General features: G+C 70.2%; 18 protein-coding genes. 11 read left to right on the top strand and 7 right to left on the bottom strand.

What is annotated here, in order from left to right:
* Both ACHFFZ_RS08335 and ACHFFZ_RS08330 read left to right on the top strand, forming a co-directional pair.
* On the top strand, positions 1 to 806 hold an 806-nt coding region (locus ACHFFZ_RS08335; RefSeq protein WP_394276179.1), incomplete at its 5' end, for an ABC transporter permease.
* Between the two features lie 131 nt (positions 807 to 937).
* Entirely contained in the window at positions 938 to 1,759 is an 822-nt protein-coding gene (locus ACHFFZ_RS08330; protein ID WP_394276178.1) for a DUF1524 domain-containing protein, read from the top strand.
* 11 nt (positions 1,760 to 1,770) lie between these two features.
* Here ACHFFZ_RS08330 and ACHFFZ_RS08325 read toward each other — a convergent pair whose 3' ends face one another.
* The 3 genes from ACHFFZ_RS08325 to ACHFFZ_RS08315 are packed head-to-tail and all read right to left on the bottom strand — an operon-like array spanning position 1,771 to position 4,072.
* Positions 1,771 to 2,655, bottom strand: a complete 885-nt coding sequence (locus ACHFFZ_RS08325; RefSeq protein ID WP_394276177.1) for a biotin-dependent carboxyltransferase family protein — start codon at positions 2,653 to 2,655, stop codon at positions 1,771 to 1,773.
* A complete protein-coding gene (locus ACHFFZ_RS08320; RefSeq protein ID WP_394276180.1) occupies positions 2,652 to 3,269 on the bottom strand; it encodes an allophanate hydrolase subunit 1 in 618 nt (205 codons plus the stop codon). Before ACHFFZ_RS08320 ends, ACHFFZ_RS08325 begins: the two co-directional genes overlap by 4 nt.
* An 8-nt stretch (positions 3,270 to 3,277) precedes the next feature.
* Complete coding sequence (locus tag ACHFFZ_RS08315) at positions 3,278 to 4,072, bottom strand: LamB/YcsF family protein (protein WP_394276176.1); 795 nt, start codon at positions 4,070 to 4,072, stop codon at positions 3,278 to 3,280.
* Between the two features lie 81 nt (positions 4,073 to 4,153).
* Between ACHFFZ_RS08315 and ACHFFZ_RS08310 the strand changes: the two genes are divergently transcribed.
* Positions 4,154 to 4,822 (top strand): GntR family transcriptional regulator, encoded by a 669-nt coding sequence (locus tag ACHFFZ_RS08310; RefSeq protein WP_394276175.1) that lies wholly within the window; start codon positions 4,154 to 4,156, stop codon positions 4,820 to 4,822.
* Between the two features lie 122 nt (positions 4,823 to 4,944).
* Here ACHFFZ_RS08310 and ACHFFZ_RS08305 read toward each other — a convergent pair whose 3' ends face one another.
* Together ACHFFZ_RS08305 and ACHFFZ_RS08300 are read right to left on the bottom strand one after the other, a co-directional pair.
* Entirely contained in the window at positions 4,945 to 5,127 is a 183-nt protein-coding gene (locus tag ACHFFZ_RS08305; protein ID WP_394276174.1) for a hypothetical protein, read from the bottom strand.
* Between the two features lie 71 nt (positions 5,128 to 5,198).
* Complete coding sequence (locus ACHFFZ_RS08300; RefSeq protein WP_394276173.1) at positions 5,199 to 6,155, bottom strand: SPFH domain-containing protein; 957 nt, start codon at positions 6,153 to 6,155, stop codon at positions 5,199 to 5,201.
* A gap of 68 nt (positions 6,156 to 6,223) precedes the next feature.
* On the opposite strand from ACHFFZ_RS08300, the gene ACHFFZ_RS08295 reads away from it, so the two are divergent.
* Positions 6,224 to 6,781, top strand: a complete 558-nt coding sequence (locus ACHFFZ_RS08295; protein WP_394276172.1) for an SRPBCC domain-containing protein — start codon at positions 6,224 to 6,226, stop codon at positions 6,779 to 6,781.
* A gap of 21 nt (positions 6,782 to 6,802) precedes the next feature.
* Here the strand turns inward: ACHFFZ_RS08295 and ACHFFZ_RS08290 are convergent, their stop codons facing one another.
* Positions 6,803 to 7,465 (bottom strand): TetR/AcrR family transcriptional regulator, encoded by a 663-nt coding sequence (locus ACHFFZ_RS08290; protein WP_394276171.1) that lies wholly within the window; start codon positions 7,463 to 7,465, stop codon positions 6,803 to 6,805.
* Positions 7,466 to 7,563: 98 nt separating this feature from the next.
* Here ACHFFZ_RS08290 and ACHFFZ_RS08285 point away from each other — a divergent pair, with 98 nt between their 5' ends.
* From ACHFFZ_RS08285 to metW, 3 genes are read left to right on the top strand one after another with little or no spacing between them, the layout of a single operon-like run.
* Positions 7,564 to 8,865, top strand: coding sequence for an O-acetylhomoserine aminocarboxypropyltransferase/cysteine synthase family protein (locus tag ACHFFZ_RS08285; RefSeq protein WP_394276170.1), 1,302 nt, complete (start codon positions 7,564 to 7,566; stop codon positions 8,863 to 8,865).
* Positions 8,862 to 10,049, top strand: a complete 1,188-nt coding sequence (locus ACHFFZ_RS08280; protein WP_394276169.1) for a homoserine O-acetyltransferase — start codon at positions 8,862 to 8,864, stop codon at positions 10,047 to 10,049. The genes ACHFFZ_RS08285 and ACHFFZ_RS08280 overlap by 4 nt, the downstream gene beginning before the upstream one ends.
* Positions 10,049 to 10,678 (top strand): methionine biosynthesis protein MetW, encoded by a 630-nt coding sequence (gene metW / locus ACHFFZ_RS08275; protein WP_394276168.1) that lies wholly within the window; start codon positions 10,049 to 10,051, stop codon positions 10,676 to 10,678. Before ACHFFZ_RS08280 ends, metW begins: the two co-directional genes overlap by 1 nt.
* Here the strand turns inward: metW and ACHFFZ_RS08270 are convergent.
* Positions 10,662 to 11,603: a 5'-3' exonuclease H3TH domain-containing protein gene (locus ACHFFZ_RS08270; RefSeq protein WP_394276167.1), complete on the bottom strand. Its 942-nt coding sequence runs from the start codon at positions 11,601 to 11,603 to the stop codon at positions 10,662 to 10,664. The genes metW and ACHFFZ_RS08270 overlap by 17 nt on opposite strands.
* Positions 11,604 to 11,646: 43 nt before the next feature.
* Between ACHFFZ_RS08270 and ACHFFZ_RS08265 the strand changes: the two genes are divergently transcribed.
* The 4 genes from ACHFFZ_RS08265 to ACHFFZ_RS08250 are packed head-to-tail and all read left to right on the top strand — an operon-like array spanning position 11,647 to position 15,082.
* Positions 11,647 to 12,099, top strand: coding sequence for an Lrp/AsnC family transcriptional regulator (locus ACHFFZ_RS08265; RefSeq protein ID WP_394276166.1), 453 nt, complete (start codon positions 11,647 to 11,649; stop codon positions 12,097 to 12,099).
* Entirely contained in the window at positions 12,096 to 13,682 is a 1,587-nt protein-coding gene (lnt, locus tag ACHFFZ_RS08260; protein WP_394276165.1) for an apolipoprotein N-acyltransferase, read from the top strand. Before ACHFFZ_RS08265 ends, lnt begins: the two co-directional genes overlap by 4 nt.
* Before the next feature lie 54 nt (positions 13,683 to 13,736).
* On the top strand, positions 13,737 to 14,519 hold the full coding sequence (locus tag ACHFFZ_RS08255) for a polyprenol monophosphomannose synthase (protein WP_394276164.1): 783 nt from the start codon (positions 13,737 to 13,739) through the stop codon (positions 14,517 to 14,519).
* A 2-nt stretch (positions 14,520 to 14,521) separates the two neighbouring features.
* Positions 14,522 to 15,082 carry an FxsA family protein gene (locus tag ACHFFZ_RS08250; RefSeq protein ID WP_394276163.1) on the top strand — a complete coding sequence of 187 codons (561 nt, stop codon included), beginning with the start codon at positions 14,522 to 14,524 and terminating at the stop codon, positions 15,080 to 15,082.
* Positions 15,083 to 15,084: the final 2 nt, after the last annotated feature.

Genomic DNA, 15,084 nt, shown 5'->3' with positions numbered 1-15,084 from the left:
TGAGGCTGCTGGCCAGTGAGATGCGCCTGATCGGAGGCCGCCGGCGCAACCAGGCGGGCCTGCTGGTCCTCGCCGCCGTGCCGGTCGTGATGGCTTTCGCCGTGCGGGTCTCCACCCGGCCGCACCCGGGCCGCGGGCCCGACTTCCTGTCGTCGATCGCGGGCAATGGATTCTTCGTGGCGCTGGCGGCCCTGGCCGTCGAGCTGACCCTGTTCCTGCCCCTGGCCGTTGCCACCCTGTCCGGCGACGCCATCGCCGGGGAGGCGAACCAGGGAACCCTGCGCTACCAGCTGCTGGTGCCTGCGGGGCGCACCCGGCTGCTCGCCGTGAAGTACCTGTCCCTGGTGATCGGTGCGGCCATCGGCGTGCTCGCGATCGTGCTGGCGGGGCTGGTGACCGGTGGCTTGCTCTTCGGCCTGGGCCCGGTCACCACCCTGTCCGGCGGGACCATGGGCATCGGCGCGGCCCTGGGGAGGCTCGGGATCGGGGTGGCCTACCTGGTGCTGCAGCTGTCCGCGCTGGCCGCGATCGGTCTGTTCATCTCGACGCTCACCGAGCAACCGATCGCCGCGATGATCTCCACCACGCTGCTCACGACGATGATGTGGATCCTCGACGGCATCCCCCAGGTCTCCTGGCTGCACCCCTACCTGCTGGTCGACCGGTGGAATGCCTTCGGCGACGTGATGCGCAGCCCCATCCACACCGAGACGATGGCCACCGGTTCGCTGGTGGCACTGGTCTACATCGCCGTCTTCGCCTCTGCCGCCTGGGCACGCTTCGCGGGCAAGGACATCACCAGCTGACCCGTGGCTGGACACCTGTCCCGACCCGACGCCTGACGGCCGCGCTAGGCTCGTCCGCGCTGTCCGGGCCCGGACAGGACGCGATGACGAGGGCCGATGGGTCCGGGGGAGTGTGACCACAGGTGCAGGTAATGAGGCGCTCGGTGCTGGTCGGGTTCACCGCAGCGGTGGCGCTGGTGAGCGTCGGCTGTCAGCCGATCCCCACTGTCCAGGCCGATCCGAGCCCTGCACCGGTGATCACCCTCCACCCTGCACCGCGCCCCTCTGCCACTGCCTCCACAACCAGCGGTCCGACGCTGAATCCGCCGATCGTGACGCCCTCGACGACGGCATCGAGCCTGGCGCCGGCGAGCCCCCGCCCGTCAGCCTCGTCCACCGTCACCATCAGGGACCCGCAGCTGGTGACGGCCGCCAAGGACCACTTGCCCACGCTCCCGGTCAAGGGGCGCGCCCCCAAGACCGGATACAGCCGCGACGAGTTCGGCCCGCGCTGGGCCGACGTCGACCGCAATGGCTGTGACACCCGCAATGACGTGCTGCACCGCGACCTCACGGGCATCACCACCCGCCCCGGTGCGAAGGACTGCGTGGTGCTCACCGGCACCCTGGACGACCCCTACACCGGCAAGACGATCACCTTCACCAAGGACCAGGCGTGGAAGGTGCAGATCGACCACGTCTATGCCCTGTCCGCCCTGTGGCAGCACGGGGCCCAGCGCTGGGACGACCAGACACGACGTCGGGCGGCGAACGACCCGCTGAACCTGCTGGCCGTCGACGGGTCCACCAATGCCTCCAAGGGGGACCGCACGCCTGCGGCGTGGATGCCGCCGAACCGGGCGTCGTGGTGCGACTACTCGGCCCGCTACGTGGAGGTGGCGCACCGCTACGGTGCCTGGGTCTCCCAGGCCGACAAGGACATGTTGGCGCGGGGCCTGGACACCTGTCGCTGACGCGCGGCGGTTCAGCCGAGGTGGACGCGCGGCTTGCTGACCAGGAAGCGCACCTTCTGGCCGGGCACCGCCTGCGAGAGCAGGTCGGCATCGGGGCCGTCGACCACGCAGATCACCGGATAGCCACCCGTGGTGGGGTGGTCCGGGCCGAAGACCACCGGCAGGCCCGAGGCAGGAACCTGTACCGCGCCACGCACGGTGGCCTCGCTGGCGAGCTCCCCGGCCACCTCACGCTCCAGCGGCTCACCGGCCAGTCGGGAGCCGACGCGGTCGGCCTGGTCGGTGACGTGCCAGAGCTGGTCGACGAAGGACTGGCGTCCCGCTGTCGAGAACCAGTCGTCGCGCGGACCCCAGACGGCGCGCAGGCTCAGTTCCTCGCGCAGGTGGCTGACCACGCCCCCCATCTCGCCTGAGCCCAGCACACGGCCTTGCGCCTGGCCGACGGCCAGCTCGTCACCGGTCTTGACCACGGGCAGTCCGAGGCCGCGGGTGGGGTCGCTGGCCAAGGAACCGAAGTCCCGGTCACCCTCGATGCCTCCGCGCACCGACAGATAACGACGAAGTCCCCGGGTCACCTGCCCGAGCTCGATGACCTGGCCGTCGTGCACGAGGACGGGGGAGAAGAGCGCCGCGGGACGACTGTCCACGCTCAGCGGCCCCTCGGCGCCGGTCACGGCGATCAGCAGGTCACCTCCGTGCACGCGCACCTGCAGGCCACCCAGCAGCACCTCGAGTGAGGCCGCCTGACGGCTGTTGCCCACCAGTCGGTTGCCCAGCTCGTGCGCGGCGCGGTCCCAGGCCCCGCAGGCGCTGATGCCCAGGGCTGCCAGACCGGGACGTCCGGCGTCCTGGACGAGGGTGCGAAGGCCGGGTGCGACCACTTCGAGGGTTGTCATCGGACCTCCACGAACTGGATGACGGCCCCGGGCACGAGCAGCGCCGGGGGAGTGCGGTCGGTGCGCCACAGCTCGGCCTCGGTGGTGCCGATCAGCTGCCAGCCTCCGGGGGAGGCCTGCGGGTAGATGCCGGTGAAGTCGTCGGCCAGGGCGACGCTGCCCGGTGGAATCCGGGTGCGGGGGCTGCTCAGGCGCGGCACGGTGAGCCCACCCTGCTCCCCGGTCAGGTAGCCGAAGCCCGGCATGAAGCCGGCGAAGTCAACCGTCCACAGCTGGCCGGTGTGCCTGGCAATGACCTCCTCAGGGGTGATCCCGACGAGCTCTGCGACCTGCTCCAGGTCCTCGCCGTCGTAGCGCACCTCGATCACGGTCGGCTCGACCGACTCGTGTGCCACCTGCTGGAGCCCCGCGTCAACCAAGGCCCTGACGTGGGCTGCCGCGGCAGCCAGGTCGGACTCCTCGGCGCAGCTCACCAGCACGGTGCGTGCGGCTGGCACCAGCTCGACCAGACCGTCCGGTGGAGTCGTCGTCAGGGCCTGGTGCAGGCGACGCCGCAACTCGGGGGTGGCGGTCTCCACCAGCAGGGCCCTGCGGCCGGCGGCCAGCAGCCGCACCTGGTCGCTCATGCGAAGGACCGCAGCGCGATGCCGTCGGCCTCCAGGGCCTCGCGCACGGCCTTCGCCATGGCGACGGCGCCGGGGGAGTCGCCATGGACGCAGATCGAGTCGGCCTGCACCTGCACCGGCTGGCCGTCGATCGAGGTGACCGAGCCGGTACGCACCAGCTGCACCATCCGTCGGGCCACCTCGTCGGCATCGTGCAGCACGGCCCCCTCCTGGCGGCGCGAGACCAGAGTGCCCTCGGCGGTGTAGGCACGATCGGCGAAGGCCTCGCGTACCGCGCGCAGCCCTGCCTGTTCGGCCAGGTCGAGTACCAAGGCGCCGGGCAGCCCCAACAGGGCCAAGGGCCTGTCGAGGGTCTTGTTGATGGTCACCAGGGCCTCGACGACGGCCTCGGCCTGGGCCTGGTGGTGCACGATGGCGTTGTACAGGGCGCCGTGCGGCTTGACGTAGCCCACGTGGGCGCCGACGGTGGCGGCCACTCCGGTGATGGCCGCCAGCTGGTAGACCAGTTCGTCGCGCAGCTGGGCGGGCGGCAGATCGATGAAGCTGCGGCCGAATCCGGCCAGGTCGCGGTAGGAGACGTGGGCGCCGATGCCCACACCCCTCTTGGCGGCCATCCGGCAGGTCCGGGTGAGCACGGTGGGGTCACCGGCATGGAAGCCGCAAGCGATGTTGGCACTGGTGACCACGTCGAGCAGGGCGCGGTCATCACCCATCGTCCAGGCGCCGAAGGACTCACCCATGTCGGCATTGAGGTCGACCGTGGTCGCGGTGTTCTCGGATGGCAGGGACATGCGCCAAGATTGTTGAACAATCCATGCCCCTGTCAAGGGCGAGGGCGCAATCCGAGGGAGTCTGCAGTGCATCGTCACCCTGTGAACCAGGCCCCGGTCCTCGCGGCGGAAGCGCTGGCAGACCAGCTGCGTTCCCACGTCCTGGGCGGTGGGGTGGCCCCGGGGCAGCGGCTCGACGAGGTCACCCTGTGCGCGCATCTCGCCGTCAGCCGCAACACCCTGCGAGAGGCCTTCCGGCTGCTGTCACACGAGGGGCTGGTGGAGCACCGCACCCATCGTGGAGTCTTCGTGGCCACCATCGACGCACCGCAGGCCCGCCACGTCTATGCCGTGCGCCGCCAGTTGGAGCTGGGGGCACTGGACGAGCTGATGGCGCGACGCACCTCGCCCGCCCAGCCGTGGAGCCCGGCCGAAGGAGCCGCCCTTCAGCAGATGCGCGGCCAGCTGGAGCTGGCGCGAGAGGCTCAGGCCTGCGACGAGTGGATGGCCGTCGGCACCGCCAATGCGGCCTTCCACCTGGTCTTGGGCAGCTTGGGTGGCAATCCGGTGGCCGAACGGCTGCTGGCGGTGCTGGTGGGCCAGACCCGGCTGCGCTTCCTCGCCCTGGGCAATCCGCAAGCCATCCACCAGGGCTTCGTGGACGACAACGAGCGCATCACCCTGTTGCTGGAGGACGGCCAGGTGGGGCGGGCCCGGGCGGTGCTGGAGAGCTATCTGCTGCGTGCGGAGACGCTGCTCGCGCGCGACTGACCAAGGCTCTTCCACCGTGTATTTGGGCCTCGGCTGCCGCCGGACCCCGGGCACGATCGTTCAACGAAAGCCGCGGTTCGGTGGTGGTGCGCGAGGCCATCACCGCCCATGGCGAGCCGGCCTCAGTGCTGCGGCCGGGTGGGCGGAGCGAACAGCGCGTCCTGGTCCTGGTTCTCGTCGCGTTCCTGGCGCGCATCGAAATTCATCGAGTCGGCCGGCGGCCGGTGCTGGTAGCACCAGGGGTTGCCGGAGCGGCGGCACTGGAGGCCGTCCTGGGTGATGCCTTGGCAGCGGTCGTCGTCCACCCGGGGAGCCTAGTGCACCCGCCACGCCGGACAACCACCGCGTGGACAGGGCCGCCCGGTCGGGGTGGCTGCTACCGCTTGGTCGGGGCAGCACTGGGGGCGCTGGTGTCCACGATCACGCCATTGGCATTGCTGGCCGGCCAGCAACTGAAACCGACGGGGATCTGCTGGCCCTTCTGCACCATCTCGGCCATCTGGTCCATGCACTTGCTGACCAGCACATTGGGATCCTTGCTGACCGAGGCCGCGAGCTCCTTGTTGGCTGCCGCCTCGGCGGTGGCGGTCTTCTTGCGCTGTTCGGCGATGCGGGTGTTGCCCACCTCGGTCTGGTAGGCGTCGATGCGCGACTGGGTCTGGGTGTCGAAGTCGACCTTGGGGATGATGACCGAGTCGATCACCAGGCGGTCACCGATCTTGGACTCCAAACGGGTCTTGACCTGGTCGGCGATCGAGTCCAAGCTCTCGGCATCACCGGTCGCGGTGGCGAGCGGATTGTAGTCCTTGAAGGCCTCGTTCAGTGCCGCGGAGAGCTCCTGCTCCTGCAGGGCCGGACCGATGCGGTCGAAGGTCTTGTGGTCGCGGTAGAGGCGGTCGGCGGCGTCGGAACGGATGCGCCAGCGCACCGCATTCTGCACATAGGCCACCGACTGGTTGCCCAGTCGGATCTCGGTGCGCTTGTCGCCCAAGTTGTCGTCGATCTGGACGGTGCCGTCCATGAGCTCCACGCGTTCCCAGGGGAGCTTGGGGTGCAGGCCGTTGTTGAGGGTCCCGACGGGGCGACCGAAGGCCACCCGGATGCCCACCTGCTGGGTGGGCACCAGGGTGGTGCAGGCGGCGGCGGCGGCCAGCAGGCCCAGCACGATGCTGGCCACGCCGGCGCCTCGTGCCGTGCGGCGGGGCGAGGTGGTGGACGCCTTCTTGGTCCCGTCCTTGCCGGGTTGGGTGATGGTGGCGGTGGCGGGCATCGCGCGGGCGGCGAGGAGACAGGCCACGCCGATGAGCAGGAGGATCACGGCGAAGAAGAACATGCCGCGAGCCTAGTGGACTACGGGTCCTGTGCGGTGGGATCGCGGCCGGGGTGTGGTGGAATTGGGCCATGACCGCCACCCCGCTTGCCGATGATGCGCGCGACCACCTGACCCATGCCCGCTACCGCAACCAGGTGGTGACCCTGACCATCGCCCTTGATGGGGGCCAGGAAGTGGTCTGGCGCCACCTGGTCGACCCGTCCCTGCTGGCCGGCTGGTCCCCGGTGGTGCCCGAGCACGGGCTGGACGTGGCCGGTACCAATCGGTGCCGGGAGCGTGAGCAGGACCAGTGGGTCGACGCCACCGTCACCGAGGTGCGGGCTCCCTGGTTCCTGGAGCACCGCTGGGGTGCTGAGGCGCTGACCTGGCAGTTGGCGCCCAGCGGTGAGCAGACCCAGCTCCACCTGGTCCACGAGTTGTCGGAGTCCTCGATGGCCGCACAGATGGCCGCGGGCTGGCACCTGTGCCTGACCGTCCTGCGACGCCAGCTGCAGGGCATTGACACGCCCCGCTGTGTCGGGCAGGACGCCCTGGACCACGGGTGGGAGGAGCTGCGAGAGGCCTATGCCGCTGACTTCGCGGAGAGGTTCACCGAGGAGCAGCAGCAGCAGGAGCAGCGGGACTGAGCGCTGCCGGCCGGGGCCGGATCAGCTGTTGAGGCCGCCCAAGGAGTGCATCAGCACCTGGTGAACGCTCGCCAGGGGACGATCGGGGGTGTAGGCGCGCCGGTCCAGCGCTGCCACCACCAGCGCCCCCAGCACCGACATGGCCACGTTCACCCGGTCCTCGGGCTGCAGCAGTGTGCCGCCCTGGGCCGCGACGCGGTCCTCGGCCATCTCGTCGAAGATCTCCACCAGGGGTGTCAGCATCGCTTCGCGGGAGGCCCGCAGGCTGCTGGCCCACGGGCGCTGGGCGCGGAAGAGTTCGGTCAGCATGATCTGGACGGGGCCGGGGCAGCGGTCGGCGGCCTCCAGCACGGCGAGCGTCGCCGCGTCGAGGGCCTCCCAGCCGTGGTGGCCGGTGCGGGCCTGCTGGATGGCCCCGGCGATTGCTTCGGCGGCCTCACGCACCAGCTGGGCGAACAGGTCGGGCTTGGAGCGGAAGTTGTAGAAGATGGTGCCCTTGCTCACCCCGGCGGTGTCGGCGATCTGGTCCATCGAGGTGCCGGTGTAGCCCTGCTCGGCGAACAGGTCGGTGGCTGCAGCGATGATCCGGCGCCGCGTCTCGATCTTTCGGGCACTGCGGCCGTCAATGCGACCGCGGGCGGTCAACAGCAGGTCGGAGGCTTCACGCAGGGGACGTGGGGTCACAGGGGGAGCCTAGCGGTCATCTCACCATTGCGGCCGCGCCCGGGCCAAGGTGACAAGCCCGTTAGCCTGAGGGCAAAACCCCTTCGAAGGAGCCTTTCGTGACCTCGACGTCTGAATCCCTGGCCCCCGAGACCCTCGCCGTCCATGCTGGCCAGGAACAGTCCGACCCGACGACGAAGGCTCGCGCGGTGCCGCTGTACCTGTCGGCCGGCTTCACCTTCGACTCCACGGCTCATGCCGCGAGCCTGTTCTCGCTGGAGGAGCCCGGCAACATCTACGGCCGCATCATGAACCCCACCACGGCGGTCTTCGAGGAGCGGATCACGGCCCTCGAGGGCGGCATCGGCGCCCTCGCCACCGCCTCTGGCGCGGCGGCGGTCACCTATGCGGTGCTGAACCTGGCCGGTGCCGGCGACAACATCGTCGCCACCTCCACCCTTTACGGAGGGACCTTCGCCCTGTTCGCCCACACGCTGCCGCAGTTCGGCATTGAGACACGTTTCGTCGACCCCGCCGACCCTGCTGTGCTCGATGCGGCCGTCGACGAGCGCACCCGCCTGGTCTTCTGCGAGTCGATGGGCAATCCCAGCCTCAACGTGGTGGACCTGGACGCGTGGAGCCAGGCGGCCCACGGCCATGGCCTGCCGCTGGTGGTCGACAACACCGTGCCGAGCCCCTACCTGTGCCGGCCCTTCGAGCACGGTGCGGACATCGTGGTGCACTCGGCCACCAAGTACCTGGGCGGTCACGGGACCGCGATCGGCGGCGTGATCGTCGACGCGGGCAGCTTCGACTGGAATGCCCATTCCGAGCGCTTCGCGAATCTGACCGGCCCCGACCACGCCTACCACGAGGTGGTGTGGACCGGGGCCGCCGGGCCCGCCGCCTTCATCACCCGGGCCCGCACCGTGATGCTGCGCAACACCGGAGCCACCCTTTCGCCGCACAGCGCCTGGCTCTTCCTGCAGGGCATGGAGACGCTGCACCTGCGCATGGAGCGCCACAGCAGCAATGCCCTGGCCATCGCCGGCCACCTGGAGCAGCATCCCGACGTCGCCTGGGTGAACTACCCGGGGTTGGAGTCGAGCCCGCACCACGCCACCGCCGAACGCGTCCTCACCGGCAAGGGCCATGGCGGCATCGTCAGCTTCGGCCTGAAGGCCGGGCGTGAGGCGGGAGGGCGCTTCGTCGAGGCCGTGCAGCTGTTCAGCCACCTGGCCAACATCGGCGACACCAAGAGCCTGGTGATCCACAACGCCACCACCACCCATTCCCAGCTGACCACCGAGGAGCTCGAGTCGGCCGGCGTGCCGCCGGAGATGGTGCGGCTGAGCGTCGGCATCGAGAATGTCGACGACCTGGTGGCAGACCTCGACCAGGCACTGGAGCAGTGCCGGTGAGCGCTGCCGCACGACCCGGTGCGAGACCCGAGGGGCTTGGCCACGTCCAGACGCGATCGGCGCGGCTGTTCACCACCGAAGCCCTGCGCATGGTCTCCGGCCAGACGATGGGCGACATCACCGTCGCCTACGAGACCTACGGCCAGCTCAACGAGGCAGGCGACAACGGCGTCTACATCTGCCACGCGCTCACCGGTGACGCCCACGCCGCCGGCTGGCACGAAGGGGACCGCCATCCGGGCTGGTGGGACACCATGATCGGCCCCGGCAAGCCGATCGACACCGACCGCTGGTTCGTGGTGTGCAGCAACCTGCTGGGTGGCTGTTCGGGAACCACCGGCCCCAGCTCCACCAATCCCGCCACCGGGCGCGCCTGGGGCCTGGACTTCCCGCTGCTCGACATCGGCGACTTCGTCGAAGTGCACCGCGCGCTCGGACGCCACCTGGGCGTCAACCGGTGGCATGCCGTGGTCGGGGGCTCCATGGGCGGCATGCAGGCGCTGGACTGGTCACTGAAGTACCCCACCGAGATGTGCAATGCGGCCGTGATCGCCTCCACCAGCCGGCTCACCGCACAGAACATCGCCTTCTCCGCCGTCGGTCGCGCCGCCATCATGCGCGACGAGGACTTCCACGACGGACGCTTCCTCGACCACGACACCAGCCCCGACGTCGGGCTGGCCATCGCCCGCATGATGGCCCACATCACCTACACCTCGGAGGAGGGCTTCCAGACCAAGTTCGGACGACGCCCCCAGTTCGAGGACAGCCAGCGGGGCTTCGGCGTCGATTTCGCCGTCGAGAGCTACCTGCAGCACCAGGGGCAGGCCTTCCTGAGCCGCTTCGACGCGCTCAGCTACCTCTACCTCACCCGGGTGATGGACTACTTTGACCCCTTCAGCCGACCCCACGCTCTCTCGGCGGTGCAACAGCACCCGGTCAGCTACCTGGTGGTGAGCTTCGACACCGACTGGCGCTTCTCCACCGAGCACTCCCGCCGCATCGTGCGCGAACTCGAGCACGGGGGACTACCGGTCACCTTCCGCGACATCAGCGCCCCGTGGGGCCACGACTCCTTCCTGCTCGAGGTGGAGCCCTACCTGCAGACGGTGCGGGCCTTCCTCGAGTGCGAGTCCGCCACCCACCCGCACGCCCACCGCCGCGTCACCCCCCAGGAGCAGTGATGACCAGCCAGCACCGAAGCCACGGCGCCACCGCCCTGCGCCCCGACCTGGCGCTGGTCGCCTCACTGGTGCCCGACGGCTCGCGCGTCCTCGACCTGGGCTGCGGCTCGGGAGAACTGCTCGACGTCCTGGCCCGCACCCAGCAGTGCCGGGGCACCGGCGTCGAGAACGATCCCGAGGAGGTCCTCAAAGCCATCTGGCGGGGGGTCAGCGTCATCGAGCTCGACCTCGACACCCAGCTGGACCAGTTCGACGACGATTCCTATGACGTCGTGGTGCTCAGCCGGACCCTGCAGGCAGTGCGGCACCCCGAGCACCTGCTGGCCGAGATGTCCAGAATCGCGCCCCGACTGGTGGTCTCGATGCCGAACTTCGGCCTGTGGCGCCACCGGCTGAGGCTGCTCACCGGACGGATGCCGCAGAGCCGCGACCTGCCCTACACCTGGTACGACTCGCCGAACCTGCGCTACACCACACTGTCAGACCTGGAGGACCTCTTCGACGTCTGCGGGCTGCACGTCGAGCAGAGGATCGCGCTCGACGAGTCGGGACGCGCGGCCCACGGCATCGACCGCTTCGCGAACCTGGCAGCCGCGGCAGCGGTCTACGTCCTCACCGGCCCCCGCTGAAACCCTGGGCCAGGTCGAGCGCCGCGACCATCCGGCCCACCGAACTGCCGATGCCCCATCGCTCGACCAGCGCCTCCAGGGCGGCCTCGTCGCGCGCGGACGCGTCGATGCGCAGCACACGGGCCTCGTCGCGCAGGCAGTCCAGCTCCAGGTCGCGCACCACCTCCACCACGGTGCGCGCCGGCGCAAGGTAGTCCTCGGCCCCCAGCAGCCGGGAACGCAGCCCGGCGGCCATCGACGGGTCCTGGTCTCGGGCTGCCTGCACCATCGCCTCCAGGCTCGGATGGTTGCCCACCAGCCGCGCCGCGGTCCTCTCGCCGATGCCCTTGACGCCGGGCAGCCCGTCGGAGGGGTCACCGCGCAGCACGGCATGGTCCACATAGCGCTCGGCCGGCACGCCCTGCTTGGCCAGCACCCAGTCGGAATCGACCAGGTCGTGCTTGGCGACGCCCTTGCCGATGTAGACCACGCGGGTGCCGCCAGTGGCGAGCTGGAAGAGGTCCCGGTCACCGGTCACAGCCAGGCTCTGCCCGGCGAACTGGGCCGTGAGCGAGCCGATCACGTCGTCGGCCTCGTGCTCGGCGACGCCCACGACGGCGATGCCCAGTGCCGCCAGCACCTCCCGGATCACCGGCACCTGTGTCGACAGCTCCTCGGGGGCCTCCTCGGAGCTCCCGTCGGGACCGGGTGTGGCGGCCGCGAGGCGGTGGGTCTTGTAGCTGGGCACCAGGTCGACGCGCCACTGGGGGCGCCAGTCGTCGTCCCAGGCACAGGCCAGGTGGCTGGGCCGGTACTGCTCGACGAGCCTTGCCATCGCATCCAGCAGCCCACGCACGGCATTGACCGGCTCTCCCTGCGGGGACCGCAAGCTGGACGGAAGACCGTGGAAGGCGCGGAAATACATCGACGCCGTGTCAAAAATCATGAGTTGTTCCTCTGGCACCGCAAAATAATGTCACGATGTGCCCATGGAAAGCACTGACCAGAAGATCTTGGCGCTCCTTGCGGCAGATGGACGGATCTCCTACACCGACATCGGGCGGGAGACGGGACTGTCCACCTCGGCGGCACAGCAGCGGGTCAGGCGGCTGGAACAGCGGGGGATCATCTCGGGCTACCGAGCCGTGGTGAACCCGGAGACGCTGGGACGCACGCTCACGGCCTTCATCTCCATCCGGCCCCTGGTGCCGGAGCAGGACGAGGAGGTGCCGGGGCTGCTCGACGCCATGCCCGAGATCCTGTCGTGCTTCTCGGTCGCCGGAGACGCCTCCTACCTGATCGAGGCCCAGGTGGGCACCCCGGCCGAGCTGGACGCGCTGCTGACCCGCATCCGCATGACGGCCAATGTCACCACCCAGACGACGATCGTGCTCACCACGATCTTCCGGGACCGCCAGGTACTGGAGCCCAGCGGAGAGTGAGCACAGCCAGCAGCACCCCGATGACGGCCCGCACCCGCTGGGTGCAGCGCGCACAGTTCCTGACCTCCGGGGCGGTGCTCGCCATGGGTTGGCAGTCGGCACTGCTGTGGCCGGCGACCCTGCTGGGGCTGGCCTTCCTGTGTCGCCTGCTGGTCTCGCTGGAGCCGCGCCAGCCGCTGCGCAGCGCCGCGGCCCTGGGCTGGTGGGCCGGCCTGGGACAGGGAGTGGTGGCCCTCAGCTGGGTGTACGTCATCGGCTGGTACGTCGTGCCGCCACTGCTGGCCCTGATGGCCTGCTGGACAGCCCTGCTCGCGCTGGTCGTGCACGCCACCCATCGGTGGACCCGTTCCCCGTGGCTGCTCGCGGGCGTGACGGCCTGCGCCTGGTCACTGGTGGAGTACGGCGCCGCCCGCATCCCCTTCGGGGGCTTCGGCTGGCTGCGCCTGGGATATGCCATGGTGGACTCGCCGCTGTCCGGGCTGCTGCCCCTGGCCGGTGTCGCCGGACTGGGCTGGGCCACGGCGCTGTTGGGCTCACTGCTGGGCCTGGTGGCCTCGCGCCACCCCCGAGCGCTCCCGATCCTGTCGTGGCTCGCACTGACGGCGAGCCTGTTGCTGGCCTCCGGCGCCGGCGGGCGCGTCGCCCCCGGTGAGGTCGTCGCAACGGCCCCGGTGCACGTCGGGATGGTGCAGGGCAACCTCGACGGATCCGGCGGACCCGAGGCGATGGGCTATGCCCGATCGGTGACCGACAACCACGTCAGCCAGACGGTGGCGCTGATGGCGCGCTCCCGAGCCGGGATCGACCCGGTGCCCGACTTCGTGCTGTGGCCGGAGAACTCCACCGACGTCGACCCCACCCGGGACGCGCAGACCCGTGAGCTGATCACCCGGGCCTCCTCGGTGGCTGGGCGTCCGATCCTGGTGGGGGCGGTGATGGCCGGCCCCGGGGAGGACGAGCGCCAGACCAGCGCCCTGTGGTGGACACCCGAGGGCCGGATGGAGGCCCGCTACGACAAGCGCAACCTGGTCCCCTTCGGTGAGTGGATTCCGCTGCGCCGCCAGCTGTTGCCGGTGCTGCCGGTGCTGGAGCAGGTCGGTGCCCAGTCCGTGCCGGGCACCACCCCCGGCGTGATGGCCGTCGAGCTGCCCGACGGCCGGCCCCTCGTGCTGGGAGACGTGGTCTGCTTCGAGCTGGCCTGGGACCGTACCGTTCACGACACGGTGCGCCACGGTGCCCAGGTGCTGGTCTCGCAGTCGAACCTGGGCACCTACACCGGCACCGCCCAGCCGCGCCAGCAGTACACGATCACCCGGGCGCGGGCGATGGAGATGCGACGCGAGGTGGTAGTGGCGACCACCAATTCCTATTCCGGGCTGGTGCTGCCCGATGGCAGCGTCGAGGGACTGACCGTGCCGCGCACCGCGGCGGCCCAGACCTTCACGGTGCCGATGCGTCAGGGACTGACCCCGGCGATGCGCCTGGCGGGGCCGTTGGAGGCCGTGGCGGCTGCCTTGGCAGCGGCATCGGCCCTTGCGGGATTGGGGTGGAGCCCCCGGAGGCGTGGCCGGGCCACTGGCTAGACTGGCCTGACCGCGCACAGGAGTGCGCCCCGGGCACCCGATGGGGGACAAGACATGGTTGATCGCAGCGAGCCGACGGACAAGGTCCTGGTCGTCATCCCGACCTACAACGAGGCCGAGAACATCGAGCCCATCGTCACCAGGCTGCGCGCCGCAGTGCCGGACGCGCACGTGCTGGTGGCCGACGACAACTCTCCCGACGGCACCGGTGCGATCGCCGACCGCCTGCACGAGGCACACCCGGAGCACGTGCACGTCCTGCACCGCAAGGGCAAGCAGGGGCTGGGTGCTGCCTACCTGGCCGGTTTCCACTGGGGACTGGACCGCGGCTACAACGTGCTGGTCGAGCACGACGCCGACGGCTCCCACCAGCCCGAGCAGCTGCCCGCCATCCTGGCCGCCCTGGAGGATGCCGACATGGTCAAGGGCTCGCGCTATGTCAAGGGCGGCTCGGTGGTGAACTGGCCGGCCAGCCGCCTGCTGATCAGCCGTGGCGGGTCGATCTGGACGCGCCTGTGCACCGGTATGGACGTCAAGGACATCACCGGCGGCTTCAACGCTTTCCGCGCCTCGACGCTGCGCACCATCAACCTGGACGAGATCGCCAGCGCCGGTTACTGCTTCCAGCTCGACCTCGCCTGGCGTGTCGACCGCGCCGGACTGAAGATCGTCGAGGTGCCGATCCAGTTCATCGAGCGTGAGCGCGGTGAGTCGAAGATGAGCAAGGACATCGTCACCGAGGCGCTGATCCGCACCACGCTGTGGGGCGTGGAGTACCGCGCCCAGCAGGTGGCCGGCGCCGCACGGCGCCTGGCCGACAAGGTCGGGAAGGGCTGAGCATGGCCCCGGCTCGTCGACGCAACTCGTGGGCGGGGCCGCTGCTGGCGGCCTTGGTGATCGGCGTCCCGCTGCTCGAGGTGTGGATCCTGTTGCGGGTCGGCCGGGCCATCGGGGGCCTGCCGACCATCGCCCTGCTCGTCGCCGAGGCCGCCATCGGCGCCTGGCTGATGCGCCGGGAGGGTTCCCGGGCCTGGAAGGCGCTGGGCGAGACCATCGGCAGCGGCAGGATGCCGGCCACCGAGCTCACCGACGCCGCCCTGGTGCTGGTGGGTGGTCTGCTGCTGATGCTGCCCGGTTTCGCCACCGACATCGTCGGTTTCGTCTTCCTGTTGCCCTTCACCCGGCCCCTGGGGCGTCGCCTGGTCGGTGTCTTCGCCGCCCGCCAGGTGGCGCGTACCGGTCTGGAGATGGGCCTGGCCCGGGCCCGGCAGGAGCCCGGCATGACCATCGATGGGGAAGTGGTCGACGCCGGTGGCGCGACGGCTGCTCCGCACCAGCCCGGGCCACGACGCACTGGTGACGAGCAGGAGCCCCCGGCCATCACCGGCACCGTCCTGTGACC

Source organism: Luteococcus sp., from assembly GCF_043424415.1.
Lineage (GTDB): Bacteria > Actinomycetota > Actinomycetes > Propionibacteriales > Propionibacteriaceae > Luteococcus.
This window is presented reverse-complemented; position numbering and strand designations above follow the sequence as displayed.